Genomic DNA, 25,414 nt, shown 5'->3' with positions numbered 1-25,414 from the left:
ACCGGAAAACGGTTATCTGTTCCGTGTGTCGCTTCGAATTCGTTTCATAAAAAGTAAAAATAACATCTACCTTGGAGTAGTGAATGAATCATCGGCAAATAGAAACGGATATTCTCCATCTGGAGCAGGTAATCGGAAGAATTTCCGCTGATGACCGTATCCCATTGTCTTACTGGCGTAACCGGGTTGATTTGGTCGCATCCTGTGCGCTTGTGCCCGCTCAGCAATCCCGCATGCAGCGAGTCAACGACCGGCTCGAACAGCTCGAAGCCAGTATCGGATTGAACTGCTCGCTGGTTTAAAGCTGGTGTAAGATTTCGATGGTCTGATTTTTCCCGTTTTGTGTCATGGAGTTACAACCCGAGGTAACTCTTCCCCTGGAGTCCCATTTCAGGCGTGCTTAAATGATGTGCTGAGAAATGCGTACCAAGAGGGATATTGAATGTCAGACGCGGGATTCAGCACCACGCGCCTTCAGCGCACTCGTACCGCGATGCAGCAGTTCGTCGAGACCGGTGACGTTGCCGGCTGTGTCACCCTGGTCTGGCGGCATGGCGAAACAGCCCGGGTCGACACACTGGGCCACAGCGACAGCGACACCCTCACGCCCATGACACGCGACACGCTGTTTCGTATTGCTTCCATGACGAAACCCGTGACAAGCGTCGCTGCCTTGATGCTGGTGGAGGAAGGCCGCATCGCGCTCGATGACCCGGTGTCACGCTGGTTGCCCGAACTGGCCAACCTCAAGGTGCTCACCGACCCCTCCGCGCCGCTCGACCGTACAGAACCCGCCCGTGTACCCATCACGTTGCTGGATCTGCTCACGCACCGCGCCGGGTTCGCCTATCACTTCACCGCGTTCGGCGCGTTAGCCGGCGCTTACGGCAATATCTTCAACGACGTCGATGCATCGGTTGATCCTGGCGCATGGCTGAACCGCGTGGCCGAGCTGCCCCTGATGTTCCAACCCGGCACGCGCTGGCACTACGGCATTTCGACCGATGTCCTCGGCGCGCTGATCCAGCGCATCAGCGGGGTGTCGCTTGAAGCATTCTTCCGTACGCGCATCTTCGAGCCGCTGGCAATGGCAGACACGGGCTTCGTGGTGCCGCCTGAAAAACTCGCGCGTTTGTCGGTGGCCTATGCCATTGATCCCGCTACGCGACAACGCGTGGTGGAAGATCATCCGGCATCGAGCCGCTTTGCCAAACCCGGGCGTTTTCAAAACGGCGGCGGCGGTCTTGTTTCCACTGCCGACGACTATCTGCGTTTCGCGCGCCTGCTGCTCGGCCGCGGCCGTCTGCAAGGCGATGCCGATGAACGCGCACGCGGTCCGCGTCTGCTGTCGCATCGGTCGGTCGACCTCATGCGCACGAATTTTCTGTCGCGTGACCAGCGCCGTATTCCGGCATTTGGCCAGATCGCGTGGGCAGGCCAAGGGTTTGGATTGGGCCTGGCTATCGTGGACGATCCTGCGCAACAACGCACACTCGGTTATCGTTCCGTGGGTTCGTTCGGCTGGCCCGGCGCGTTCGGCACAAGCTGGTTCGCCGATCCGGTGGAAAACATGATCGGCATCATGCTGATTCAGCGACGCAGTCTGGAACCCTTTCCGATGGCAGCCGTGTTCGAGCGCCATCTGTATGACGCCATCGACGACTAAGCGGTGACGAGTAAGAACCGATGACTGGCGTTATCACGCCATCTCCAATTCGGGCACATGCCGAACCCAGAGAGCAGCTTATGGCCACCTACAAGCAACTGACCGCCCAACTCGAAAAACTGCATAAGGAAGTTGCGATTGCGCAGCAGAAGGAAATCGCGGTTGTGATCGAGGATATCAAGCGCAAGATCGTTGACTACGATCTGACCGCGGAAGAGCTGGGCTTTTCCGCGAGGCGCGGCAAGCCGGCCAGAAAGGCGCCGCTGCCGCCGAAGTATCGCAATCCGAAGACCGGCGAAACATGGAGCGGGCGCGGGCGCCCACCCGCCTGGCTGGCAGGGCGCAACAAGGAACGCTTCCTGATTGATGCTTGAACACCTTCCGCTTGAACACCTCCCCCGTGAGCTTCGAAAAAGTTCACGCGTGATGCGTTCAATGCGGTGTTCAATGCAGCGTCTCCCGCAACAAGGTCACGTCGTAGCCGAGCGCGCGTGCGCGATTGACCAATGCCGTGCGTTGCTCAGCCGATGGCTTCGCTTCACGCGTCAGGATCCACAGGTACTTGCCGCTTGGTTCGCCGACGATGGACCATGTGTAGTCATCGGCGTGATCGAGCACCCAGTAGTCGCCCACGTAGAACGGTCCGAAGAACGACACTTTGAGCTTCGCGTTGTTCGTTTCCGGCACGATCTTCGCCTTCCCTTCGGACGACCTGAATGCTCCATTCACTCCGCCGTCCCGACATGAATTGATGATGGAAACCAGCCCGTCATCGCGTTTCGCATAGTTCGCCGTGACCGCTTCGCAGCCGCGTTCGAAGCGGTTCTCATAGCGTGCAAATTCGTACCATTGGCCCAGGTAACGATCGACATCGACCGGCTTCGCAGGCTCGGGCACCTGCGCGTTGCCGCTCTTTTTGCCGCCGGCCTTGGTGCTTGCGGCCAGCAGTCCCAGTCCGCCGATCACCAGCAAAGCCGTTGCGCCGATGGTGACGGATCGTTTGAATTTCATGATGGTCCTCGTTGTGTTGAAGCGGCATTTAAGCGGTAAGCGTCGCTGTATGAGCAAGCTTCGTTCCGTTGCTTTGGGTCCCGCATAGCCTCACCTATAGCGTGATGAAGTCATCGGAAAGCATTGGCAGCAAGCACTTAAAGCTCACCTTCACCTGTATCAACTGTTTTAACAACAGGCCGCAACTCATTGATAGAGAACACTTTAACGTGGCGCATGCAGCATGCTGCAAGACTCGCTCGAAGCACTTCATGTGCTTTCTCAACATCGAAGGATCACCCTCCCGTATAACCTCACCTATCGCGTCACTCACTTCACGCTCGGGCAAGCGGAGTGTCGAGTCCATGTCGCGTATCACCCATACGAAACGCAATGAAGATCTCAAGCCGATGTAGAAGCGAAGCCGTGAAAGTCTTATAGATAAAGGCTCACAGCGGTATACCTCAAGCACTTGCTGAGGCATGGTTAGCTCTTCGATCTAGTTAGCGATACTTGAAAACAGCCTTAAGCGTGAGTTTTTGCCGGGTCATGCAACTCACCTCGCGCGGCTCCCGAAATCGCTCACCTTTATAAAGTCCGCTCTGCGGCAAGCGGATTCAGCCGCTATGCTCTTGGGCTCGTTCACTTGGCTCCGCTGCTCATGTCGTCGCTGGTCTCATCGCTTTTCACCCCGCTTCTGAGAATCATTCTTCCTGTGTTCGCGTTGATCTTCGCGGGTTACGCGTGTCGCAAGACCAATCGGCTAGGGCCGAATGCGTCGTCGGAACTGAATCGATTCGTGGTCTATCTGGCATTGCCCGCGCTGCTCTTCGACATCATGGCGACCACGCCGTGGCATGCGCTCGATCAGCCTGCGTTCATAGCAGTGTTTGGTCTGGGAGCGGGCGGGATATTCCTGCTGACGGTGCTGGTTCGATTAAAGCAATCACGTCATCTCGCCGATGCCAGCCTCGACGGTCTCAACGCCGCGTATCCGAATGCGGGTTTCATCGGCTTGCCGTTATGCGCGCTTGCCTTCGGTCACGCGAGCCTTGCGCCCGCGGTGATTGCCACGATCATGACGGTGTGCGTGCTGTTCGCCGTGGCTATTGTGCTGATCGAACTGGGGCTGCAGACGGAGAAGAAGTTTGTCGCCACGCTTGGCAAGGTGGTCAGGTCGCTGGTCACCAATCCGTTGTTGTTCGCGCCGTTCGCGGGGTGGCTATGCAGTGGAGCGGGACTCACTATCTCGGGTGGTGCGGACACGTTTCTCAAGTTGCTGGGCGCAGCGGCAAGTCCGTGCGCACTCGTTGCGCTCGGGCTGTTCCTCGGCGAGAAGTCAGAAGGCGGCGCGGCGAAAACCACCACGATGCTGGTCTTGGCCAAGCTCACTGCGCAACCGCTGCTGACCGGGTGGCTGGCGTTTCATGTGTTCGCGTTGCCGGTGTTGTGGGCGAAGACCGCCGTCATACTCAGCGCGTTACCCACGGGGACGGGGCCGTTCATGCTGGCGGAGTTTTATCGGCGGGAAGCGGCAGTGACGTCCAGCGCCATTCTGTTTTCCACGGTCATCTCGCTCGTCACGGTCACGGTGTGCCTTGCCGTGTTGACCTGATCGCGGACATCGCAAGACCCGGTTATGGCGAAACCGGAAGCGGATGATTCATCTGTTTCCCGACCACGCGACCACGCATGGGTTCGCAAACTAAAATCATGTCGCTCATATCCGTGACGACTTTCGTGGGCTGCATCGTGTTCGGCGTTTCAACATTCAAATGGCAAGGCATCGATCTGAGTCATGCATCTCGCGGTGCGATTGCAAGCGCCCAGTCGCGCTAACTGTCGTTGGGGCACCCATCGGCTGAAAGTAGCTATTCGCGCCGTTTTCGACCAGTCTGAAGAGCCGATCCAAAGTGCTGTCCGGGCCGTGGGAAATACGGACGGGACTCCAATTTACCGTTCTCCGGGCCGCCCGTTACGTTCAATATAAGGAACATAATGGCTCATTACGCTGTTTGTGTTCTGAATATTGAACATTAATCAACACTGCGGTAATGTTTCATATAGAATACGTTAAGACGGAAATATCCGTTAATGTAAGGTATATTGAACATGAATCTTGCTGAATTGGGCGAAGCCTTCAAGCGGGCCAGAATCGAGGCGAATCTGACTCAGGAGGAGGTCGCGCGGCGAAGCGGCGTTCAGCGTGCACGCATCAGCCTTTTTGAAACGGGCGCGTTGGCCGAGTTGGGGGCCGTCAAGATGATGAGCCTGTTCAACGCAGTGGGACTTGAGACGTTCGTGCGGCCGGCTGGTCATCGGCGGACGCTTGATGACGTACTGAGCGAGCCGGATGAAGATCGTGCTTCCATCTCACGGAAGCGGGTACGGCTGGGCGCGAGCCAGCGGCTCATGAAAACCGGTACCGGAAAGGCTTCCCAATGAGCGGACCGGTCCTTGACGTTTACGTTGATTCGAAGCTCGTTGGTACGCTGACGGAAGAAGCCGGCAGCGGTGTGTTCACTTACCTGCCTGACGTCCCGGCTGAGCGCCTCGTTTCGCTGCTGATGCCGGTTCGCGCCGAATCCTACGTCTGGAAAAAGGGACTACATCCGTTTTTCCAGATGAACCTCCCCGAGGGCTACAAGAAAGATCGCATCCGCGAAACACTGGGTCCCCATGCGGATGTGACTGATATGGGTCTGCTTGCCCTGACGGGAGCGAACAGTATTGGGCGTGTTCAGGTCGTGCCGCGCGGCACCTCGCCTGAAGTGGCTGGTGGTCACGCGAAAATCTCGGATCTGCTCGCGTCCGCTGACTCGCGCGAGAACCTCCTGCGTCTTTTGGACGAGGGGGTTACAGAGGGCATTTCGGGTGTCATGCCGAAGGCGCTGGCCAGACCCGAGGACAAGGCAACCGTCTGGACGGAGGAATTCATCCTGAAGACGGGCTTCGACGATATTCCGTGGCTATCCGTCAACGAATACCTTTGCCTCGAGGTCGCGCGCCAATCCGGACTGGAGGTTCCAGAAACGAGGCTCTCGGATGACGGTCAGGTTCTCGCTATCCGCCGATTCGACCGCACGAAAGACGGGAAGTGGCTGGCTGTCGAAGACTACTGCGCGTTGAAGGGGCTGGATCCTATCGAGAAGTATCGCAAGGGAAGCCTTGAAGACCTGGCTAAATTGACACAGGAGTTCAGCCGCGGTGACAACGTCAAGGAGAGCGCCCGCAAACTCTTTACGCTGCACCTCGTGAACATTGCGCTGAGAAATGCGGACGCACACCTGAAGAATTTCGCCGTGACGTATACCAGCGCAGAGGATGTCCACCTGGCCCCCGTCTATGACATCGTCACGGTTACGGTCTATCCGCGTTACAGGACGAATCTTCCAGCGCTGCCTCTGTACGGCAAGCGTGTATGGGCGTCCGGCAAAGCGCTTGCACGTTACGGCGGCGCGTGGCTAGGCCTGACTACGGCCGACATGACGGATAGCGTGGAGCACGTCACTGCGGCAGTCCAGGGCGTCGTGCCTCTTGTACGAGAGTGTGTCGATCGTTTTCCAGGATTTCAGGAAGTGGCCAAACGAATGCTCGATGCCTGGGGGCAAGGTCTTGAAGACATCCGGCCCGATGCCAAACCCGGCAAGAGCGTCCCTGCGCCACTGCGTGAGCAGGCTGGACTCTCAGACTCAAATGGGCTGGAACGCCGCAAGGAAACCAATCCATATGCGAACCCAGACGGGGCCTTCTCGCACAAGGCACGTTAGACGCCCAAGCGGTTGCGGCCCCTGGGTGGAACCGCCCACAATCTGAGCGACTTTCCGACACATAACGCAGCATCAGCAATCGAATCCGCCGCGTTGCTGAGTCTTCTCCTTGCCAACTCGCCGGTTGCGCTTATTGCGCGCTCACGCGCATCCCGTTCGCTTGCGTCACGGTCGTGTCCGCACCCGATGTGACGCGTTCGAACCGCGCGGCTTGATAGGGCAATAACTGGGGATAACTTTCCGTGTGGATCGCGTCGAGCTCACCGCTCTGTTGCGCGGCGATCAGTTCGGCCCTCACCTCGGCCCGCGTTCTCGGCGCGTAGGCGTTTTGCTGCGCGGTGTCGATGGATTGAGCAAAGACGGGTGCCGACGAGACCATTACGGCGATAAACAAACTTCCGATAAGCGCGCGTTTCATGACGAATCCTTGACTGTTTGGAGACGGCGCGTTTCACGCCATCGATGTGAAGCAGTCTATTCAAATCACTATCGATGACCAATGTCGATTGAGAAAACATATTGTTGTTCATTGCGCATGAATGTGAAGTTCTATGTCGGCGCGCGCAGATGACCGCTCGCTCATCCCGGCCGCAGCACTTCAATCATTGCGTTCTCCTGCAATGGGTTCTTCGGTCAATGACTTTTGACCACCGCTGGCAATAACAGCGCTCCTGCCGGCTTTCGCCCCCGCGTCTAGCCTTATTCCGCCAACGATCTGGCGGTTTAGTGCGAATTATTAAACATCTGCAAAGTTGTCCACAGTTTCTGTGGACAACTTTGTGGAAATCATCTCGAAAATGGCTTGAAACGGGCCTGTCGCCCGGTATCGATCGAAATGCCCAGCTCGAAGCAGAACGTGGCAAGAAATGTGTACCGCCAGATGTCGGCCCGGGCGTCAATCCAACCCATTTCGGATAGCCTTGGCCCCGGTCGAACGCCTATGATGGATCGGCGGGTACGCGTCACATTCGTGGATGCAATTCATCCCTCCGCTTCATTCAGTCACCGGGACAAGCCATGACCTACAAGATTGCGGTTGTTGTTGGCAGCATTCGCCGAGAGTCATTCAACAAGCAGCTTGCGCACGCGGTAACGTCGCTTGCGCCGGCGGATTTTTCGTTCGAGTTCCTGGATATCGCGAGCTTGCCGCTCTATAGCCAGGACTACGACAGCGACTTCCCCGAAGTCGCGCGAACCTTCAAGGAAAAGATACTGGCGGCGAATGGCTTGCTGTTCGTGACGCCGGAATACAACCGGTCGATTCCCGGCGTGCTGAAGAATGCGCTGGACTGGGGTTCGCGGCCGTGGGGCCACAGCGCGTGGGGCAACAAGCCGGGCGCGGTGCTCGGCACGTCGCCGGGTGCGACCGGTACGGCGCTCGCGCAGGCGCATCTGCGAAATGTGCTCGCTTACCTCGATGTGACGCTGATGGGTCACCCGGAGATGTTCGTCAAGCACGATGCAAACCGTATCGATGCCAGCGGCACGATCGTGAACGAGGACACGCGCAAGTTCCTGCAGAATTTCGTCGATAAATACGTCGCGTGGGTTCAGCGCCTTGCGACGGTTTAGACTGCAAAACGCCAACGGCCCGCTTTAGCGGGCCGTTGGCGTTTTAACGCGCTGAATCGATGAGCAGCGTCGATGAGCAGCGCGGGTTACAGGTGATGTTGATGCCCGGTCACACGCTCCCAGCCATGACGCACCGCAAGCTTGAAGCGCTCCCACGTGTCATGGCCGCCTGAACTGCGGCCTTCCCAGTCGTGGCGCAGTTCGGTTTCCATCGTGTCGTCCCAGTTGCGGCGGTGATAACGCTCGTCGCTGGCCGCCGTGACGCCGTATCGATACGCTTCCTCGTACTCTTCGTAACTCGTACCCGTCGCCGCGTACTTCGATTCGTAGTCCGTGCGGAACTCATCCTCGTACTCCATGTACTCGTCCGGCATCGTGCTCATCTCGCCCCGGCGCGTTCCGAGCAAGGAGTCCCCTGTCTGGCTCAGTGACCCCGGAACCGGCGTGCCCGGCATGCTCGTGCTGGTGGCGCGTGCGGCACCCACTCGATCTGACGCTTCGGTTTCATCCAGCGGATCAAGCGGGTCAACAGCGCGCCAGCCTTGGGCGGGAGTCGTTCCGGTCAACGGGTCCTCCGCGCCGGCCGCGCGCAATGTCGTTTCCTTCGTGTCTTGCCAGACCGTGCCGCTGGTCATCGGATCGCCACCTGTTGCGCGGTACGACGAATCGCTGCCGCCGGCAAATACATCGCGGCTGACCGGGCTGATCGGGTCGAGCGGCCTCACAGCCGGATCGTCACGATCCGCATGCGGATAAGCGCGTGCCCGGTTGGCATCGGCGCGAACGGGGTCAAGTGGATCTGCCGGCGGATTCACCGGCGCGTGTCCCGGTACGGCGCTGCCTGAGCCCAGGCCGAGTTCGTCGAGCAGCGAATGATCGCGGCTCCCGGCTTCATCGGTTACTGGCCGTGTCGTCCCTGCCGTGCGTGAATGATTCAGCGTGCCCCAACTGGCCGCGCGTTCGTCTATATCGATTGCGCCTTGTTCAGCGAGCGTCTGCCGCGCGGTGTTGGCGAGCGTCTCGGTTGCGGTATCGACGGCCACCAGCACCGCCCCGCGCCGCACGGCTTCGGAGTAATGCGCCACTTCGGGCGGTTGATCGCGGCCGCCGAACAGCATCGAAAAGAAGCGTTCGATATTCGCCAGCACGCCGCCGGTTTCGGGCGGCTGCCCGGCGCCGGGCGCGAGAGCCGGGTCATCGGGCGAGGAAGGTTCGGGCGCGGCCTGGAGTTCGATGTCGGAACGCGCAAAACCCGACGCGACTAGTGCGCTGCGCGCCACTTCGGCCTGGTCGTAGGTATCGAAGATACCAATAACGGTGTGTCGCATGGCTGCCTCCTGAGTGGCCTGATTGAGTTGCGACGCTTCAGACGGATTCGCCGCAATTCCCTATCAGGCTCGCAACTCGCGTGCCGGGTCGCGTGCGTGCGCGCTGCGACGCCATGCAAAGCCCCGGACGACTCCGCCCGATGCCCGCCCGCGAGCGGATGTTTTTACAAACCGTGTGGAAAAGGCGGCTCGACTCAGTGCGGGGCTTCGCCGTGCTCGCGATTGTCGGCGCGTGCGCTCAAGTCTTCGCGAATGGCTTGCAGAAGCGAATCGAGCAGGGCGATATCGAACGGTTTGGACAACACGCGCGCATCGACCTGACGCGCCCGGTCCAGCTCTTCGGCATAACCCGTCACCAGGATCACCGGCACGCGCGGCGTCCAGCTTTGCAGGATCTCGGCCAGGTCGATGCCGTTCAGTTTGCCCGGCATGTGGATATCGGAGAGCACGACGTCGAATGGCAGCGCACCGTCATGCGTGACGTCGCGACGGGCCGCCTCCAGCATGGCGATAGCGCCGTCCGCGTTGAAGACATGCGTGACGTCGTGATTCATCATCGACAACAACGCTTCGGTGCCGGCAGCGACTTCTTCGTTATCTTCCACCAGCAGTACGCGCAGCCCGTGCGATTCGCTGGCCGCGGCCGTGTCGTGTTGCGCGTCGAGCGTTTCGGGTGCGGTTGCGCTCGCGCGCGGCAGATAGAGCCGCACCGACGTGCCTGCACCGACCGCGCTGTCGATAGTGGCCACGCCGCCCGCCCGCTCGCAGAACGCGAACACTTGCGGCAGGCCCAGCCCGGTGCCCATGCCTTTGGACTTGGTGGTGAACAGGGGTTCGAACGCACGGCCGAGGATCTCCGGACCCATGCCCGCGCCCGTGTCCTCCAGCGTCAACTGCACGAATTCGCCGATGATCGGAAACCCGTCCTCGTGGCGAAAATGCACGTTGTCCGCGCGGACCGAGAAGGTGCCGCCGTTCGGCATGGCGTCGCGGGCGTTCACGGCCACGTTGATCAGCGCAAGCTCCAGTTCGGCTGCATCGACGCGAACGGGCCACACGTCGCTATTCGTTTCGAGATTCAGCGCGACCTTCGCGCCCAGCGATGCTTTCAGTAGTTCGCGGCAAGCCGGCAGCCACTTGCCGATCGCGATGGTCTCGTTGCGCAGCGGCTGCTTGCGGGCGACGCCGAGCAACTGGCGCGTCAGCGACTGGCCGCTTTTAAGCGCACGTTCCATGGCTGACAACTCGCGATCCAGTCCGGTAGCGCCGCGTCGCCGGACAATCTGGACGTTCGTTGAGAGGATCATCAGCAGGTTGTTGAAGTCATGCGCGACGCTGCCGACCAGATTGCCCAGCGCTTCCATCTTGCGCGCCTGCCGGTAAGCCGATTCGATAGAACGACGCATGGACGCTTCCGCTTGCCAGCGCTCCCAGGCATCTTCTTCATTCGCGAGGCGGCGCAGCGACAACCAGATCACGCCCCACAACACCACGCACGGCGCGAACAAGGACAGCATCAATACGGTGACATGCCGATACCACGCCGCCCAGATGGTGGCGAGGGGATATCCGCTGGACACATACACCGGATAACTCCCCACCTTGCGGTACGCCACGATCTTCATTTGATTGTCGAGCCCTGAGCGCATTCGCACGACGCCGTTCCGCTCTCCCGAGGCATACGCTTCGCGCAATGGCGAACTGGCGGCCAGTTCCATGCGCTCGGGCGGCCGCGCGGGATACCAGGCGAGCACGGCGCCGTCCGCGCGCGTGAGGCCGAGCGACACCGTGGAGTGTTCGCCCAGCAGCTCGCGATAGAACGCGCCAAAGTAGCTGGGACGAAGCGCGACGGTCACAATGCCGGCGAAGCGGCCATCCGGGGTTTTGCGCAGCACGGCCGTGTTGAACACGGTTTCCCCCGCCACGTTGCCGAACATCACGCGGGAGACGTTTTCAAACATCTTGTTGTCGCGGATGCCGACGAAGTCGTCGCGGGTTGCAATCGATACATCCGGCGAGGGGAAAACGCGGCTCGTGGCAATCAGGCGCCCATCCGGGCCGATAATGCTCACCGCCGCCACTTGCGGATAACCGCCGCCCATGGCCGCCAGTTTGTTGTGAACGGCGAGTTCTTCGCGGCGCAGGGTGTCGTCGTCCACACCGTCGATCAGGTCGATCACGCGGGCGTTGAGCGTCTCGTTCATGTCGAAGACTTTCAGCGCATGTTCTTCGGCCACATGCGCGTTGCGGTCGACCACCTCGGCGGCATCGGCTTCGCGCCCTTTCAGGTCACTCCACGACATGGCCGCAACATACAGGCAGGGCAAAACGATGGCCGCGATCAGCAGGACCCGCAGGGTCATGCGCTGGGCGGCGAAGTTACGCTCGGGTACCACGGGAAACGGCGGCTCGTCCTGCCAATGGTCAGCGCCCGATTCCTCGCGTTGCGGCGTCATGGTGATTCGTCGTCCCGATGTGAATGGCTGAGCGCGGCATCTTTATGCACCGATGAAGGCAGCGAATGCGGCACGCGGAATTGCGCGCATTTTAGCCGTTCGTTTGGTTGTCGCCCGCGCTCGGGAGAGAGAATGCGTGCATAAATCGTGCCTTTGCGCCGCTGAATCGATGTGCTGCCAACTACCCGGCATCGACGTTTAAAGCGCACGGATTGGGAAGAGGTAATGCTCGGACGGGCGGAGACGCGAGGCGGTAAAAAGCGGCGCACCGGGTAAAGTTGGCGAGCAATATCGGCTTCAGGGGCAGCGCCGGGACGTGCTCTAAACCTGGCCGGCGATGCGCGATCGATTGGCGGGATCGTCGATCAAAACCGGATGGTTTTCTTCGCGAAAGCCACGCCAGCCAAGCGATACGGCGACAAAATCCGTAAAACCGACATGTGATACCCTGCTGAATAAGAATGATTGCGATTTGCAATCCAGACTTTACCGGGCCGATGCAATACGGCTATATCGAAGTGGGGCTGTTTTGCAATGGAACGTGTTGGCGCGGGATCTGGCCGCTATGTCCATCGCGGAATCAGACACGCCAGCCGCGGCGTAATAGCGTTCACCCAGCGTTCACGGCAAGAAGAAAGAACACATGGACCAGATACTCGTCGTCGATGACGATCCGAACATCCGGCAACTCCTGCTCGATTACCTCGGCAGCATGGGTTATGGCGCGCAAGCCGCAAAAAGCGGCGCGCAGATGAAGCAGATCATCAATTCGTCGCGCATTGACCTCGTCGTGCTCGACCTCATGCTGGACGGCGAGGACGGCCTTGATCTCACGCGGGAATTGCGCCGCAGCAGCACGGTTCCGATCGTCATGCTGAGTGCGCGCGGTGGTCTGCTCGACCGCGTGCTCGGCCTGGAAATGGGCGCCGACGATTATCTGCCAAAGCCCTTCGACCCGCGTGAACTGGTCGCGAAGATCAAGGTGGTATTGCGGCGCAGCCGGGCGATGCCCAATGCGCGCCCGGCGGATTCCATCGCCGGTATCACGTTTGCCGGCTGGCGGCTCGACACGCGCACGAAGCAGATGCTGTCGCCCGAGGGCGTGGTGATCACGCTCGGCGGTTCCGATTACCGGACATTGCGCACACTGCTGGATCACCCCAACCGGCCGCTTTCGCGCGATTATCTGCTTGACGAAGTTTTCGGCAAGAACCACACGCCGCTGGATCGTTCTATCGATGTATGTATCAGCCGCCTGCGTCAGCACTTGAAGGATACGGCGCGCGGCGCCGCGCTGATCCGCACGGTGCGCAACGAGGGATATATGCTGACGGCCGATGTTTCGTACGAAGGTTGAGGCCGGCGGAGGGCGCGTGGAAAGCGTGTTGAAAGTACGCGGCAGGCGACCTCAGGGCAACGCTTCACAAACTTGATATACTTTTCGCCGCTTCCGGCATGGCTTGCACGCCGCCTGAAGCCGGTGTCCAAGCCATGCCGGGCTTGCATTCAGCTTCAAAGCATGTTCCATGAAGCCGGATGCCCGGCGCCCGATTTAACACTTGCTGCCCTTGGGGGCGCCACAGCGGAGTCCGTCTTGGCCGTTTCCAATCTTATCGCCGACGATCCTGCTCCCGACGTTGCCAAGGTAACGTCGGGTAGTTCGTTCTATCTCGCCATGCGCATCCTGCCGGCTGCGCAGCGCGACGCCATGTATCAGGTCTACGCGTTCTGTCGCGCGGTTGACGATATTGCCGACGGCACGTTGCCGCGCGGCGAACGCGCCGCCGCGCTCGAACAATGGCGCGCGGACATACACGATTGCTACGCCGGCAAGCCGCGCAGGTCGCTGGCCGCGTTGACTCACCATATCCAGGGCTTTCATCTCTCGCGCGATGACTTCATTGCCGTGATCGACGGCATGGCGATGGACGCCGCCGAAGACATCGTCGCGCCCGACGAAGCCACGCTCGACCTGTATTGCGACCGCGTGGCGAGCGCGGTCGGGCGGTTATCGGTGAGGATATTCGGGATGCACGAAGATGCCGGACGGCGTCTCGCGCACCACCTCGGCCGTGCGCTGCAACTCACGAACATTCTTCGTGACATTGATGAAGACGCCGGTATTGGGCGGGTTTATCTGCCGCGAGAACTGCTGTCCCGCGAAGGCATTTCCACGACCGACATCGCGTCCATCGTCAACGATGCCCGCTTGCCGCGCGTCTGCCTGACGCTTGCCGATCGCGCCCGTTCCCACTACGCGCAATCCGACGCAATCATGGCGACCGCGCCGCGTGTTCAGGTGCGGGCGCCGCGCATCATGTCGGGTGCGTACCGGTGCGTGCTTGAAGCGAATTTGAAGCGCGGCTTCGATCTCCCGCGCAACCACGTCCGCACGCCGCGTTCGCGGTTGCTGTGGATCGTTGCGCGACATATTTTCTGATGTCGCGTCTCGTTCATGTGATTGGCGCCGGGTTGTCGGGACTCGCCGCCGCGGTCCAGTTGCAGCGCCGTGGCGCGCGTGTGGTCCTGCACGAAGCCGCGCCGCACGCCGGCGGCCGATGCCGTTCTTACTTCGATATTAAACTCAACGCCACGATCGATAACGGCAACCATCTGGTGCTATCGGGCAACCACGCCACGCTGAGTTATGCCAAGGCGATTGGCGCGGCCGATGAACTCGTTGGCCCGACCCAGCCCGAGTTTCCGTTCATGGATTTGCGCAGCGGCGCGCGCTGGACCGTGAAGCTATCGCCGGGCCGCGTGCCGGGCTGGATCTTCGATTCCGCCGCGCGTGTTCCGGGCACCATGCCCGCGGATTATTTGTCGCTGGCGCCACTGCTGTTCGCCAAACCCGGCCGCACGATGCAGCAGACCATGCGCACGAACGGGCGCTTGTGGGACGCGCTGATCAACCCGCTGTTCCTGGCCGTGCTGAATGTGGATCCGCGTGAAGGCAGCGCGGTGCTTGCCGGCAACGTGCTGAAGGAATCGCTGCTGCTTGGCGGTCAGGCGTGCCGTCCGCTGGTCGCACGCAATGGCTTGGGCCATGCGTTCGTCGATCCCGCGTTGCGTCTGCTGCAATATGGCGGCGCGGAGATCAAGCTCGGGTCGCGGGTCCGTGAGATCGGCTTCGCCGGTACGGATTCGAAGACGCGCGTCACGTCGCTTGATTTCGACGATGGCCGCGTGGACATCGGTGTTCACGACGGCGTGGTGCTTGCCGTACCGCCCAACGTCGCGCAACAACTTGTGCCGGGGCTTACCGCGCCGAACGAATTCCGCGCGATCGTCAATGCGCATTTCGCTATTGATCCGCCGCTCGCCTTCGAGCCGATGACCGGTTTGTTGAACGGCACCGCCGAATGGCTGTTCGCGTTCGATGGACGTCTTTCCGTGACCATCAGCGGCGCGGATCGTCTCCTCGATACCCCGCGCGAGGCCCTGGCCCAGACCATCTGGCAAGAAGTGGCGAAGGCGGCGCGCTTGCCCGTTGAGCGCATGCCGACATGGCAAATTGTCACGGAAAAGCGTGCGACCTTTGCGGCCGTGCCGAGCCAGGAAAACCTCCGGCCGGGCACGCGGACGCGCTGGTCCAACCTGATGCTGGCCGGCGACTGGACGGCCAACGGGCTGCCTGCCACCATTGAAGGCTCGATCCGCTCCGGCCAGAAGGCTGCGGACCTGCTTATGAATCCCTCGATTGATTTCTCGGTGCAACGCTGATGAACGAAACTGTCCAGCCGCCCGGTATCCAGCCGGTGACGGCGGCGGCGCTGGAAGCGTCGGTGGCGCGTGCCGCCGATGCCATTCTTGCCGACCAACATCCCGACGGCTACTGGCTCTACGAACTCGAAGCCGACGCCACCATTCCCGCCGAGTACGTGCTGCTCGTGCATTACCTTGGCGAAACGCCGAAGCCCGAACTCGAAGCGAAGATCGCGCGGTACTTGCGCAGGATCCAGCGCGCCGATGGCGGCTGGCCGCTTTTCACCGATGGCGCGATGGACGTCAGCGCCACCGTGAAGGCGTATTTCGCGCTGAAGATGATCGGCGATTCGCCTGAAGCCGAACACATGCAGCGGGCACGCCGCGCGATTATCGCGGCCGGCGGCGCGGAAAAAGCGAACGTGTTCACGCGGATTTTGCTGGCGCTGTTCGGCGTGGTGTCGTGGCGCGCGGTGCCCATGATGCCCGTGGAAATCACGCTCTTGCCCGAGTGGTTCCCGTTCCATTTGTCGAAGGTGTCGTACTGGGCGCGGACCGTGATCGTGCCGCTGCTCGTGCTCAACGCGAAGCGGCCGCGCGCGCGTAATCCGAAGGGCGTGCGCATCGATGAACTGTTCTTCGATGCCCCCGTGAACGCCGGTATGGCCGCGCGTGCGCCGCATCAGCATCAGGGCTGGTTCGTGCTGTTCCGCTGCGTGGATGCCGTGCTGCGCGCCGCTGATCCGCTGTTCCCGCGCCACACGCGGCAACGCGCGGTCGAAGCGGCGGTGCGTTTCGTCGATGAACGGTTGAATGGCGAAGATGGTCTCGGCGCGATTTTCCCGGCGATGGCCAACTCCGTGATGATGTACGACGTGCTCGGTTATCCGGAAGATCATCCGAACCGGGCGATTGCGCGCAAGTCGATTGAGAAGCTTTTGATCATCGATGAAGCGCCGGACGGCGAGGCTTATTGCCAACCGTGTTTATCGCCGATATGGGACACGTCGCTCGTCGCGCACGCGTTGCTCGAAGCCGATACGCCCAAGGCGCGCGCTGCCGTTTCGCGTGGTCTGGACTGGTTGGTGCCGCTGCAGATTCTGGATGTACGTGGCGACTGGATTTCACGTCGGCCGAATATCCGGCCTGGAGGGTGGGCCTTCCAGTTCGCGAATCCGCATTATCCGGATGTCGACGATACGGCGGTGGTCGCTATGGCGATGGAACGTGCCGATCGTGAAAACGGGACCGCGTTGTATGGCGAAGCGATTGCGCGCGGGTGGGAATGGGTCGTCGGCATGCAGAGCAGCGACGGCGGGTGGGGCGCGTTCGAGCCTGAAAACACGCAGTATTACCTCAACAACATTCCTTTCTCCGATCACGGCGCGTTGCTCGATCCGCCTACTGTTGATGTGTCCGGGCGTTGTCTTTCGATGCTCGCGCAGTTGGGTGAATTGCCCGCGACGAGTGAGCCGGCGAAGCGTTCGCTCGACTATATTCTGCGTGGTCAGGAACGCGATGGAAGCTGGTACGGGCGTTGGGGGCTGAACTATATCTACGGGACGTGGACGGCGCTGTGTGCGTTGAATGCGGCTGGATTGCCTCTTACCGATAGCCGCATTCAACGCGCCGCGGATTGGCTCATCAGTATTCAGAACGCCGATGGCGGCTGGGGTGAAGGCGGGGAGAGTTACAAGCTCGACTATCGCGGATATGAAGCGGCGCCGAGCACGGCTTCGCAGACATCGTGGGCGTTGTTGGGGTTGATGGCGGCGGGGTTTGTCGATCATCCGGCGGTGGCGAAGGGCGTGCAGTATCTGCATGCCACGCAGCGTGAACATGGCCTGTGGGATGAAACGCGATTTACCGCGACCGGATTCCCGAGAGTGTTTTATCTGCGATACCACGGGTATAGAAAATTCTTCCCGCTTTGGGCGCTGGCACGGTACAGGAACATGATGCGCGACGGTACGTCACGCGTGACGGCGGGCATGTGAGTTCGCGACCGGGCTTTGCTTCTGGCTCTGGGGCTAATTCTGGCTCCGGCTCCTCTGGCTCGGAAGATGCCCGTCTGCCCGTGATTGCCGTGACGGGGATGGCGTTTGAAGCGCGTATTGCGCGTGGGCCTGGGGTGGAGTCGGTGTTTGCGGCGCGGTCGGATTTGCTTGAACGTGCGATTAGCGAAGCGTTGGCGCGGGGATGTTCCGGGATTATCAGTTTCGGGACGGCGGGAGGGCTTTCGCCGGAGTTGGAGCCGGGGACGGTGATTATCGCCAGTTCTGTGTCGGGACCGTTCGGTATGCTTGATACCGATCCGGAATGGTCCGCAAGACTGTTTGCGGCTTTTGCCGGGACGCCGCTGGAGGCGAAGGCGGTTCGAGGGACGATGGCCGGCGTGGCGGCGCCTTTGACCGGCGAGCAGCAGAAGAGCTCGCTTTATCGGGCTACTGGGGCGCTTGCGGTGGATATGGAATCGCATATTGCCGGGGCGATTGCTACGGCGCGCGGATTGCCATTTGCGGTTTGTCGGGCGATTGTTGATCCGGCTTGGCGGAGTTTGCCGAGCGCCGCGACGGCCGGGTTGCGGGATGATGGGACTACGACGATTCTGCCGATATTGAGGGAGTTGTTGAAGGAGCCCTCGCAGCTTGGTGCGCTTTTGAAGGTCGCGGGGGATGCGCGGGCGGCAAGGACTTCGTTGGTTCAGGCGCGGCACGCTATGGGCGCGGCGGGGGCGTTGGGGGGTTAGTGTTTTTTGTTTTTTTGCCTTGGCCGTTGCGCGGCTGAGTTGGGAATTGCGGTCGGTGGGTTGGCGTGTGACCGCGTTTCGATCTTGGTTCAATCTTGTTTCAATCATCCATGCAGCGATAAGCCCTTGATGGCTTTATCGACTGCTTTCTTCGGGCCTCTTACGGCCAGTCCGACCAGATCGGGCGCATCAGCCGGCTCCTTTAGAAACACTTCCCGATTGGCTTCATCGTGGCCGGTTGAAAACATCGCGCGGACGTAGACGGCGCGGGTTAGTTCTCGTTCGATTGCTTGGCGGAAGGCGCGGAGGAGGCCGGTGGTGTCGGCTTGGTAGACCATGATGGGCTGGCCGAGGAGGCGGGCGTGGGTTCTGCCGGCTGAGTCGATGTAGGGGGCGCCCATTGCGTCAGGGGCCGCGCCGGCGATGCCGGTTGCGAGGAAGGCGGTTACGTTGAGTTTCTGCCAGATGGCGAGATCGTCGAGGATGATGATGGCTACTTTGGTATCGAATTCCATGGATGGAGGCTTTGAGAGGTGGTCACTTTGGGATGGTAAGCAAAGCGACGCGCTGGCGAGTCAGTGGGACTGCAGAAACGAATGCGGTTCGATGATGTGAGGGTGCGGAGTACGTTGAGGTTGGTGTTGCCGAACGATGTTCGGTGGACAGACACGCTTGGGCGCAGTGGAATCGGACAAGACGCTGGGCAATCTCTGCGTTCGGCAGCGGTCAATCGCTTGCCGATGTTCGTCGCGGGTCTAGAGCGAGTCGTCGCTGTGGCTTGGTGTGCACTTGCCGCCCGGAATTGCCGTTCACCCCTCGCTGCGAACGTCGGCTTTCGAGAAACTCGAATGAGCCTGCTGATCCTGAGCGGTCCTTTGGGCTTACAGAGGACCGCCGTTCAACGCTGACACTAGTGCGATAAACGCTACGACGATAATAGCGATCCTAGCATTTGTGACGATACCCTACGCGTGGGCTCGGCGGCAGTCCGCTAGTGCGAAGTGTTAGACCTCCGCTTTTTTGCGCAGGCGACGCGTAGGTGTCGAGCTATGAGGGGCTGTATCGGCCTTTATTGGGGGCGGGCAGTCGGGTACTGACGACTGCTTATCCGAAATCTGGGCCACCGCATGCTTGCGCTTGTCCAGGTAGATCAATAACGCCTTTCCCTTGGCCGTCAGGCGATACCGTTGCCAAGCCATGCCGGATACCTTCTCGACAGCGGCAAGTTCATGCATTTCGAGCTTTGGACAAATGTTATGAAAGAGAAGACTCTCATGATCGCTGACGTTGGCCCGATTTGTCACACCAGTAATTAGGTTGTCTCGCATGACGTCAAGAATTTTCAGTACATTTAGCTTCAAGGGCGGATCCGTCTCCATTTCATTAAAGACCTTGGTGTTGATCTCCAGTTTGTTGAGAAGCGAGCCTAGCTCTTTGAACTCATCGTCTGACCAGCGAGATGACGGTCGGGCCGCTTGTTTTTCGGTCTTTGCCTTCAACTGTGCCAACTGTGATGCTGCCTCGTCACGCTCTGCCCTTAGCCTCTTCATTTCCTCAAGCATTGATGAAACATCGGGCAGGTCGCTCGCCGAAACCCAGCCGGCCAACGCATATCGTGCCTGTATGTCCGCGAGCGTTTCGTGGGCTGCGAGCTTGATGTCTTTCGGATCCGAGAAGAAGGATGAGATTCGAGTGAGCACCTTCTCCCGGAACAACTTAAGTTCCTTCGGGTTGTCTGTCTCCACCACGTCCTTTCCTTCAGCGCGGATTTTCGCGTCAAGAGCAGCCTCAGTGATCGCCACTGCGAAAACGGGCTTGTCCTGAGACACAGCGTAGTCATACTCAAGCTCGGTGTAGCTGAGGGATGTTTTCGGATCTACGGAGCCGTAGCGACCTCCGAGAATTAACATATAGACGTCGGACTCGTCTATCCAGCGACGAATGGTTTGTAGTTGTGATTCACTTCCGGCCGAGAAGAGTTCCATGCCGGCGGGTATGTGTCCTGCTTTGAGGATGGCTTCAACTGCAGCCTGCCGTTCCACCATAAGGTCCTTGTAGGTGGATGAGACAAATACTTGAAGTTTTTTCTTGGCCGACATGATGATCCAGGGGTAGTAACGCGACCTAAAGATGGTCGAAATTCAGAGCCTTAACGCGGATGTTTCAGGAGCATAAGTAACAGGTCCGCCAGAAGGATATGTTAGGGGCCTCACGTTGTACATAGCCCCAACAGCCGCTCGCCAGCATAGTGGTTTCATCGCGGGTGACTACATTACCGGCACCGTGCAGGCATCGCCCAGGCAGCCTAGCGTATCTATATGCACTCGATGCACCGGGGTTGCGTTCGCCGATAGACGCTTCATCGCTATCCCGGCCGGAATGAAGCTTAAGAGCGTAGGTCACTATGACTGTCTCCATTGGCCGATAGCGCCAGTTCAGCTAAGGCCCCTGAAGCTGACATTTGCGAAGACTGGGACGAGCTCGCCAACGGCTGCACTGGCCGATTATGCAAAGTTCGTGATTATGGAAAGAACTCGTTGTCCGCTGCAGACAGCCAGGCTATCGAGTGGGCTCCACGGCGTCCCATGTCCGAGCATGCTTGACATAATTTCCGCTTTTCTCTCGATCATCATGTTTCGTGGAAGCGACGTTCCGAGGGCTCCGAATTAAGGCTGGATTCGCGAGGTCCTTCAAAAAAAAGCACCCACTCGGCACCCGGCTGCACCTCAGGGGCTTGATTGACCGTTTGACGTCCGCGTCGATTACCGTCGCCGTCGCGATCAACTCCGCGATTATGCCGAGCATGTAAGCCGCGTTAGTCGGACCGTCCCGGCAAATCGAGCGGCTTTCCCAGACGGCTTTGCATCTGCCCACTCTCTGACCAAGAAATGGCAGTGTGGCCGCGACATCCAGGTACCTTTTTCGGCGGGCTCACTCAACGAAGCACGATAGAGAAAACGCCGTTATAGCTGTACGATTTCTTCTTTGAACGCTACAGGCAAACGCCCAAGGAGCGACTGCTAGAGCTCATGGCCGATGCGCCGGATTTCGGCGAATTGACCGAGCTGGACCAACCGAAACTCGCAAGCATCTATACTGAACGCAGCGCGTACGCTGTCATGGCTGCCAGCCGTAAGCCGGCATAGGCCTCTTGTGGCCCTGCCGACTCCGCAGCGACCGAGACCTATATCTCGCTTGGCCATGGACGTCGCTGCAGCAGTATAATTGGGCACGCTTCGAAGTTCCTCGCTCGTCCGGCCTGTCGTCCCTTCTTCCGCCCAGATGAAACTCTGTATCTACTGCCGCCGTATGAAGCCGCTGTCGAAGTTCACGCTCGAGCACGTCATCCCTCAGTTTCTAGGAGGCGCGTACGCGCCAGACCGGTTCAAAACTCGCGATGTCTGCGAGTTCTGCAATAACAATCTGGGACTTTTCGTCGATGCCGGGTTCGAGAAGGATCACTTCGTTTCACACAGGTTGCGTGAGCTTGCGTTTGAGTCATACGACCCAGATAGCAATGTAGGTCTGCCTTTAGTTTGCATGGGCAGGTCAGACCTTGCACCGCCAGAGATGCGTTCAGACGAGATTTGCGAGTCGTGGCTGGGACCGCTCGGCGAGCAGGTCTACTGGATTCGTCGGCACGATGAGCGCATGTACTGGTACTCTGGCGGCAATCCACGTACGGCAAAGGATGTCCGTACCCGCGCGTATTTCCTGTTCGGGGAACGCACGGACAAAGACCCACTCTTGACATTGCGCGCGTTTCGCGATTCATTCCAGGGCAAGCGGGTGAGGAAGGTTACCTGCACCGCCGTAAGTGGACTGGATCCGAAGGATGTTGGATTTTCCGAGCCTGACGGCCTCGATAGACTCCGCACGGAGTTTTTTCTGGATAACTGTACGACCAATCAGCAACGGCACAACCGTCTTTCGATCTACATGAAGTACGACATTCGCTTTATGTCAAAGCTCGCGATTGGCATGGCCTATTGCCTGTTCGGCGACCGTGCGTTGCGGACCTCGTATGCAACGGAGCTATACAAGGGGTTAAATCACAAGCCGGATGAGGAAATCCCTGAAATCCAGGGATCGAGTCATCTTGACGAGCGTCCGGACGAGCATTTTCAGAGAATTGTCGGAGGCCCGGGTTCAGTTACGGTCACAGTGGCGCCAGGGCCCGAAGGCGTAACCCTCAATTTAAATATCGGCGCCACGATGAACTGGGCTATCAAATGCGCGAGCAGTGAGAACCTGTCGGCGGCAGACTTCGCCTCTCTAGGTGTGGGGCGCGTGATCGTACTCTATCGGCAACTTCAACGCGGAATGGAGCTGCCGCTGCACGAATATATAGCGTTCAAAGGCGGCCGATATTTCCATCCCGCACTGGCTGAGATTAAACCTAAGCTGGGCCTCTATCTCCAATACCTCAAGACGCTAGGCGCATAGGGGCAATCCGCTCGCGGCTTGCCGTCTCCTACGATCGGCAAGCTGACTCGGTGCGAAAATCGAATTTCGACACGCTGCTCCGGCCTCCAATCGCTCAAAACAACGAGCTTTCCTACGGCCGATTGCGCCGCAGCGGCCTAAGTTCGTCGCTGTGCACCTTCACACAAAAGTCACCACCCACCAAACTACGCCGCCTGGTCTCCTCAACATTCGCGTTGGCCCACGTCGAAGCGTCGGCGTCTTCAAGGCTAAATGGATGGCTGCACAATAGCTCGACATTGTTGAAACTGAATCTGCTAAAGGCACCGATGAAATACGTCGTTTGCTCGCCGTTATACGCGGACCGCTTGACAGGGGCAACATAGATGCCAACCGCTCGCATCGCCGGCACCAAATCAGGCTTTAACACCTGATAGACTCGCGGCCGTTGGTCAATGACGCCAGCAATCCGGAGAATTACGGTCGACACGGGAGCGAAGTACAAAGTCACACTCAGCACGACATAGCCGACAAGCAGGCACATGAGACCCGTTGCACGCCAGGCTCGATGTGTTGACTTGCCTGCGACCTTCGCCAGCAGATACGCAAGTCCTGGTGCCATTCCGAGCATACTTACGCACCCACACGCCAGGAAAATAAGGACCGACAGCCAAGCTGATAACTTGGACCCGCTAATGAGGCTCAAACATAGCAGCAACGGAGCAGAAGTCGCCATCGCAGCCAACGTGGGGCACAGGGCCAGCAACAGAACAGCACCCCAAGTTGGCAGCGCAGCATCCTTGCCTTTATCACGGATGGGCAGAAGTTTTCCTCGGAAGGCGATCACGCATGCGATTGCAGTTGCGGCCGTCAACGCAAGCGATCCCACGGTCACGATTCCGGAATTGAGGTCGAGGGCCAGGGCAAGGACGGCGATCGCCGTGAACCAGACCACCGACGGCAAGAGATGTAGCACCGCAACCTTCTTTACATGGCCTGGCTTTTCTTTGAAAAGGGTTGCGGCCGGTCCAGTCAGAATCGACGGAACGCAAAACTGGAGGAAAATTCCCAACAAAAGCACGCACGACGAGACGATCATGACAATGAAACCAGGCACGGTCACGACAGCGTCCGAGAAGAGGTTGTCCCAGCCAATCTTGTGGAGGTAGTTCCATAACATCGCGGCGGGAAAAAATAGACAGATCGGAACAAACTTCCAGACGACATCGAGCGTGTCTTTCGCCAGTGCGATCGATTCCTTGTACCAGCCAAGAAGCCGGCGAGCTGCGAGCGGTTGGTCAATCTCAGCGGCACCGGTTTCCGCGCCGATCGAAGCTGTCTCGCTCGTCCTGGCGGAATCCGCGTTCGCATCATTTGATTCCTGTTTTCCCCCGATATCAAGAAACTTGGCATGTTTCTCGGATGACACTTTGTCCATTTGTTATTCGATTCCTTCTAAGATTGCCGGCCCGGTCGAGCCTGCGCCACGGTGGCCCTGAGCGTCCTTTCCGAGGTGCATCTCGACTGAGCGTTGCTGCCCTCTGTGATCAAACAGGCATCGAGCGTCATTATCCATATGAGGTCGATCCGGCGGGGGTTTGCCATTACGGAAGCCACCATTGCTTACGCAGCAGCCAAGGCTACCCTCGCATACTCCAGCAAGGCGGCTATCCAAGGGTAGTCAGCCCAAAGAGCGTACGGGTTGTCCGAGTTCCTCCAGGCAGGGTCGAGACAGAAGCCGCAGCAAGTCTTGTCAGCGAAATTGCGCGGCGTGGCTCTTCAGGCTTGGTACGCAAGTATGCAGGAGCGTCCCAGCATAAAAAAGCTGGGTGACGATGTCAGAACCGACTGAGGCGTCCGTTTGAAATCGTTGTCCGCTTTCTGCCGCCGCTGAGCGGTCGTTCAACGAGCGGACGTCGAATGACCGGAAAGGCCGAAGATGAGCGGCTTGACACCCTGTGCAACCCTCCGGTGCGTAAGCGCGCCTTAAGCGCTGCTGAAGATGATGGGGCACGTTGATGGAGGGTGCCAATTTTAGGTATCTTGTTCTCGACCGATTTCCGCCATTACCTTTTCCAAAGCTTCGTCTGTGAGACCGTACTTTTTGGCGGTAGGCATCGTAAGAGCGTCAATTTCGCGCGCAGTGTCACGGAACAAAGTTTGTATGACCCCAAGCTCAGCAATCATTGCGTCACGTCCTGATTCCTGCGTGAACGAAACTGCACGATCAGAGAAGTATCTGTGCGCTAGCCAATTCCGCTGCTCAAGCGCGCCCGAAAGCAAGGCCTGAATGACTTCGGTGGGTTTTCCTACGTCCTTAATTCGGCGTATCAGCTTACCCATTGTATGGCCTAGCTCTCGCGCTTCAAAAGCATCAAAGGCGTCGATCCAAGCATCTTTGGACTTGAACTCGGCGACTGCTTTCGGAAAATGGTCAAAAAACAGCAAATGCTGAAAGATCGATTGTTCCAGACACTGAGCGAGATAAATTGCTAAGCCAAAATGTGCGTAGACATCACGTACATGATCGGATTCGTGTTGATCGTTCATAGCGCGCATGATTAGAATTTGTTGACCGCACTATACGGTAGCCGACGGAATGTTTGATTGGGGGAGATCCTCGGCTAAATGATGAACGGTACCCCGGCGGGCAAAATGCTATAGGTTCACAATGATTCGACCATACGCGCTGCGATTTCTCGAAAGTGGCCCGTTCATGGTCGAAAGGATGTGTGATGCTTAGAAGGGCGGCT

At 59.2% G+C, this 25,414-nt stretch carries 21 protein-coding genes; 13 read left to right on the top strand and 8 right to left on the bottom strand.

All coding sequences use genetic code 11. The features are described from left to right. The first annotated feature begins 83 nt into the window (after positions 1–83). The 3 genes from ACSQ8V_RS28645 (at position 84) to ACSQ8V_RS28635 (ending at position 2,040) form a co-directional block, all read left to right on the top strand. Positions 84–302, top strand: coding sequence for a hypothetical protein (locus ACSQ8V_RS28645; protein WP_213764305.1), 219 nt, complete (start codon positions 84–86; stop codon positions 300–302). A 140-nt stretch (positions 303–442) separates the two neighbouring features. After that, the gene (locus ACSQ8V_RS28640; protein WP_436207939.1) at positions 443–1,666 is read left to right on the top strand and encodes a serine hydrolase domain-containing protein; all 1,224 of its coding nucleotides are present in this window, start codon (positions 443–445) and stop codon (positions 1,664–1,666) included. 80 nt (positions 1,667–1,746) lie between these two features. Next, positions 1,747–2,040: an H-NS histone family protein gene (locus ACSQ8V_RS28635; RefSeq protein ID WP_213764386.1), complete on the top strand. Its 294-nt coding sequence runs from the start codon at positions 1,747–1,749 to the stop codon at positions 2,038–2,040. 70 nt (positions 2,041–2,110) lie between these two features. On the opposite strand, the gene ACSQ8V_RS28630 is transcribed toward ACSQ8V_RS28635, so the two are convergent. Then, positions 2,111–2,677 (bottom strand): lipocalin family protein, encoded by a 567-nt coding sequence (locus ACSQ8V_RS28630; RefSeq protein ID WP_436207938.1) that lies wholly within the window; start codon positions 2,675–2,677, stop codon positions 2,111–2,113. Positions 2,678–3,317: 640 nt separating this feature from the next. Here ACSQ8V_RS28630 and ACSQ8V_RS28625 point away from each other — a divergent pair. The 3 genes from ACSQ8V_RS28625 (at position 3,318) to ACSQ8V_RS28615 (ending at position 6,426) form a co-directional block, all read left to right on the top strand. Beyond that, a complete protein-coding gene (locus tag ACSQ8V_RS28625) occupies positions 3,318–4,271 on the top strand; it encodes an AEC family transporter (RefSeq protein WP_213764302.1) in 954 nt (317 codons plus the stop codon). Between the two features lie 497 nt (positions 4,272–4,768). Next, positions 4,769–5,101, top strand: coding sequence for a helix-turn-helix transcriptional regulator (locus ACSQ8V_RS28620; RefSeq protein ID WP_436207937.1), 333 nt, complete (start codon positions 4,769–4,771; stop codon positions 5,099–5,101). Further along, the gene (locus tag ACSQ8V_RS28615) at positions 5,098–6,426 is read left to right on the top strand and encodes a type II toxin-antitoxin system HipA family toxin (protein WP_436207936.1); all 1,329 of its coding nucleotides are present in this window, start codon (positions 5,098–5,100) and stop codon (positions 6,424–6,426) included. Before ACSQ8V_RS28620 ends, ACSQ8V_RS28615 begins: the two co-directional genes overlap by 4 nt. 130 nt (positions 6,427–6,556) lie before the next feature. Here the strand turns inward: ACSQ8V_RS28615 and ACSQ8V_RS28610 are convergent, their stop codons facing one another. Then, positions 6,557–6,844, bottom strand: a complete 288-nt coding sequence (locus tag ACSQ8V_RS28610; protein WP_213764301.1) for a DUF4148 domain-containing protein — start codon at positions 6,842–6,844, stop codon at positions 6,557–6,559. Between the two features lie 599 nt (positions 6,845–7,443). Between ACSQ8V_RS28610 and ACSQ8V_RS28605 the strand changes: the two genes are divergently transcribed. Further along, the gene (locus ACSQ8V_RS28605) at positions 7,444–7,998 is read left to right on the top strand and encodes an NADPH-dependent FMN reductase (protein ID WP_213764300.1); all 555 of its coding nucleotides are present in this window, start codon (positions 7,444–7,446) and stop codon (positions 7,996–7,998) included. Positions 7,999–8,084: 86 nt separating this feature from the next. Here the strand turns inward: ACSQ8V_RS28605 and ACSQ8V_RS28600 are convergent, their stop codons facing one another. After that, the gene (locus ACSQ8V_RS28600; RefSeq protein WP_436207935.1) at positions 8,085–9,326 is read right to left on the bottom strand and encodes a hypothetical protein; all 1,242 of its coding nucleotides are present in this window, start codon (positions 9,324–9,326) and stop codon (positions 8,085–8,087) included. A 194-nt stretch (positions 9,327–9,520) separates the two neighbouring features. Beyond that, on the bottom strand, positions 9,521–11,782 hold the full coding sequence (locus tag ACSQ8V_RS28595; protein WP_436207934.1) for an ATP-binding protein: 2,262 nt from the start codon (positions 11,780–11,782) through the stop codon (positions 9,521–9,523). Between the two features lie 643 nt (positions 11,783–12,425). Between ACSQ8V_RS28595 and ACSQ8V_RS28590 the strand changes: the two genes are divergently transcribed. From ACSQ8V_RS28590 to ACSQ8V_RS28570, 5 genes are all read left to right on the top strand, one after another. Beyond that, positions 12,426–13,139: a response regulator gene (locus ACSQ8V_RS28590; RefSeq protein WP_213764296.1), complete on the top strand. Its 714-nt coding sequence runs from the start codon at positions 12,426–12,428 to the stop codon at positions 13,137–13,139. Between the two features lie 237 nt (positions 13,140–13,376). Next, positions 13,377–14,222: a presqualene diphosphate synthase HpnD gene (hpnD, locus tag ACSQ8V_RS28585; protein ID WP_213764295.1), complete on the top strand. Its 846-nt coding sequence runs from the start codon at positions 13,377–13,379 to the stop codon at positions 14,220–14,222. Then, positions 14,222–15,505 carry a hydroxysqualene dehydroxylase HpnE gene (hpnE, locus tag ACSQ8V_RS28580; RefSeq protein WP_213764294.1) on the top strand — a complete coding sequence of 428 codons (1,284 nt, stop codon included), beginning with the start codon at positions 14,222–14,224 and terminating at the stop codon, positions 15,503–15,505. The genes hpnD and hpnE overlap by 1 nt, the downstream gene beginning before the upstream one ends. Continuing rightward, positions 15,505–17,484 carry a squalene--hopene cyclase gene (shc, locus tag ACSQ8V_RS28575; protein WP_436207933.1) on the top strand — a complete coding sequence of 660 codons (1,980 nt, stop codon included), beginning with the start codon at positions 15,505–15,507 and terminating at the stop codon, positions 17,482–17,484. The genes hpnE and shc overlap by 1 nt, the downstream gene beginning before the upstream one ends. Before the next feature lie 98 nt (positions 17,485–17,582). Beyond that, entirely contained in the window at positions 17,583–18,236 is a 654-nt protein-coding gene (locus ACSQ8V_RS28570; RefSeq protein WP_436208027.1) for a phosphorylase, read from the top strand. A 104-nt stretch (positions 18,237–18,340) separates the two neighbouring features. Here ACSQ8V_RS28570 and ACSQ8V_RS28565 read toward each other — a convergent pair whose 3' ends face one another. Both ACSQ8V_RS28565 and ACSQ8V_RS28560 read right to left on the bottom strand, forming a co-directional pair. Then, positions 18,341–18,751 (bottom strand): DUF2000 family protein, encoded by a 411-nt coding sequence (locus tag ACSQ8V_RS28565; RefSeq protein WP_436207932.1) that lies wholly within the window; start codon positions 18,749–18,751, stop codon positions 18,341–18,343. A gap of 489 nt (positions 18,752–19,240) precedes the next feature. Continuing rightward, a complete protein-coding gene (locus ACSQ8V_RS28560) occupies positions 19,241–20,335 on the bottom strand; it encodes a DUF4062 domain-containing protein (RefSeq protein ID WP_436207931.1) in 1,095 nt (364 codons plus the stop codon). Between the two features lie 1,183 nt (positions 20,336–21,518). Here ACSQ8V_RS28560 and ACSQ8V_RS28555 point away from each other — a divergent pair. Further along, on the top strand, positions 21,519–22,682 hold the full coding sequence (locus ACSQ8V_RS28555) for an HNH endonuclease (RefSeq protein WP_436208026.1): 1,164 nt from the start codon (positions 21,519–21,521) through the stop codon (positions 22,680–22,682). A gap of 112 nt (positions 22,683–22,794) precedes the next feature. Here the strand turns inward: ACSQ8V_RS28555 and ACSQ8V_RS28550 are convergent, their stop codons facing one another. After that, on the bottom strand, positions 22,795–24,099 hold the full coding sequence (locus tag ACSQ8V_RS28550; RefSeq protein WP_436207930.1) for a hypothetical protein: 1,305 nt from the start codon (positions 24,097–24,099) through the stop codon (positions 22,795–22,797). A gap of 596 nt (positions 24,100–24,695) precedes the next feature. Next, positions 24,696–25,211, bottom strand: coding sequence for a hypothetical protein (locus ACSQ8V_RS28545; protein ID WP_436207929.1), 516 nt, complete (start codon positions 25,209–25,211; stop codon positions 24,696–24,698). Positions 25,212–25,414: the final 203 nt, after the last annotated feature.

It is taken from the genome of Caballeronia sp. LjRoot31, from assembly GCF_964253885.1.
Lineage (GTDB): Bacteria > Pseudomonadota > Gammaproteobacteria > Burkholderiales > Burkholderiaceae > Caballeronia.
This window is presented reverse-complemented; position numbering and strand designations above follow the sequence as displayed.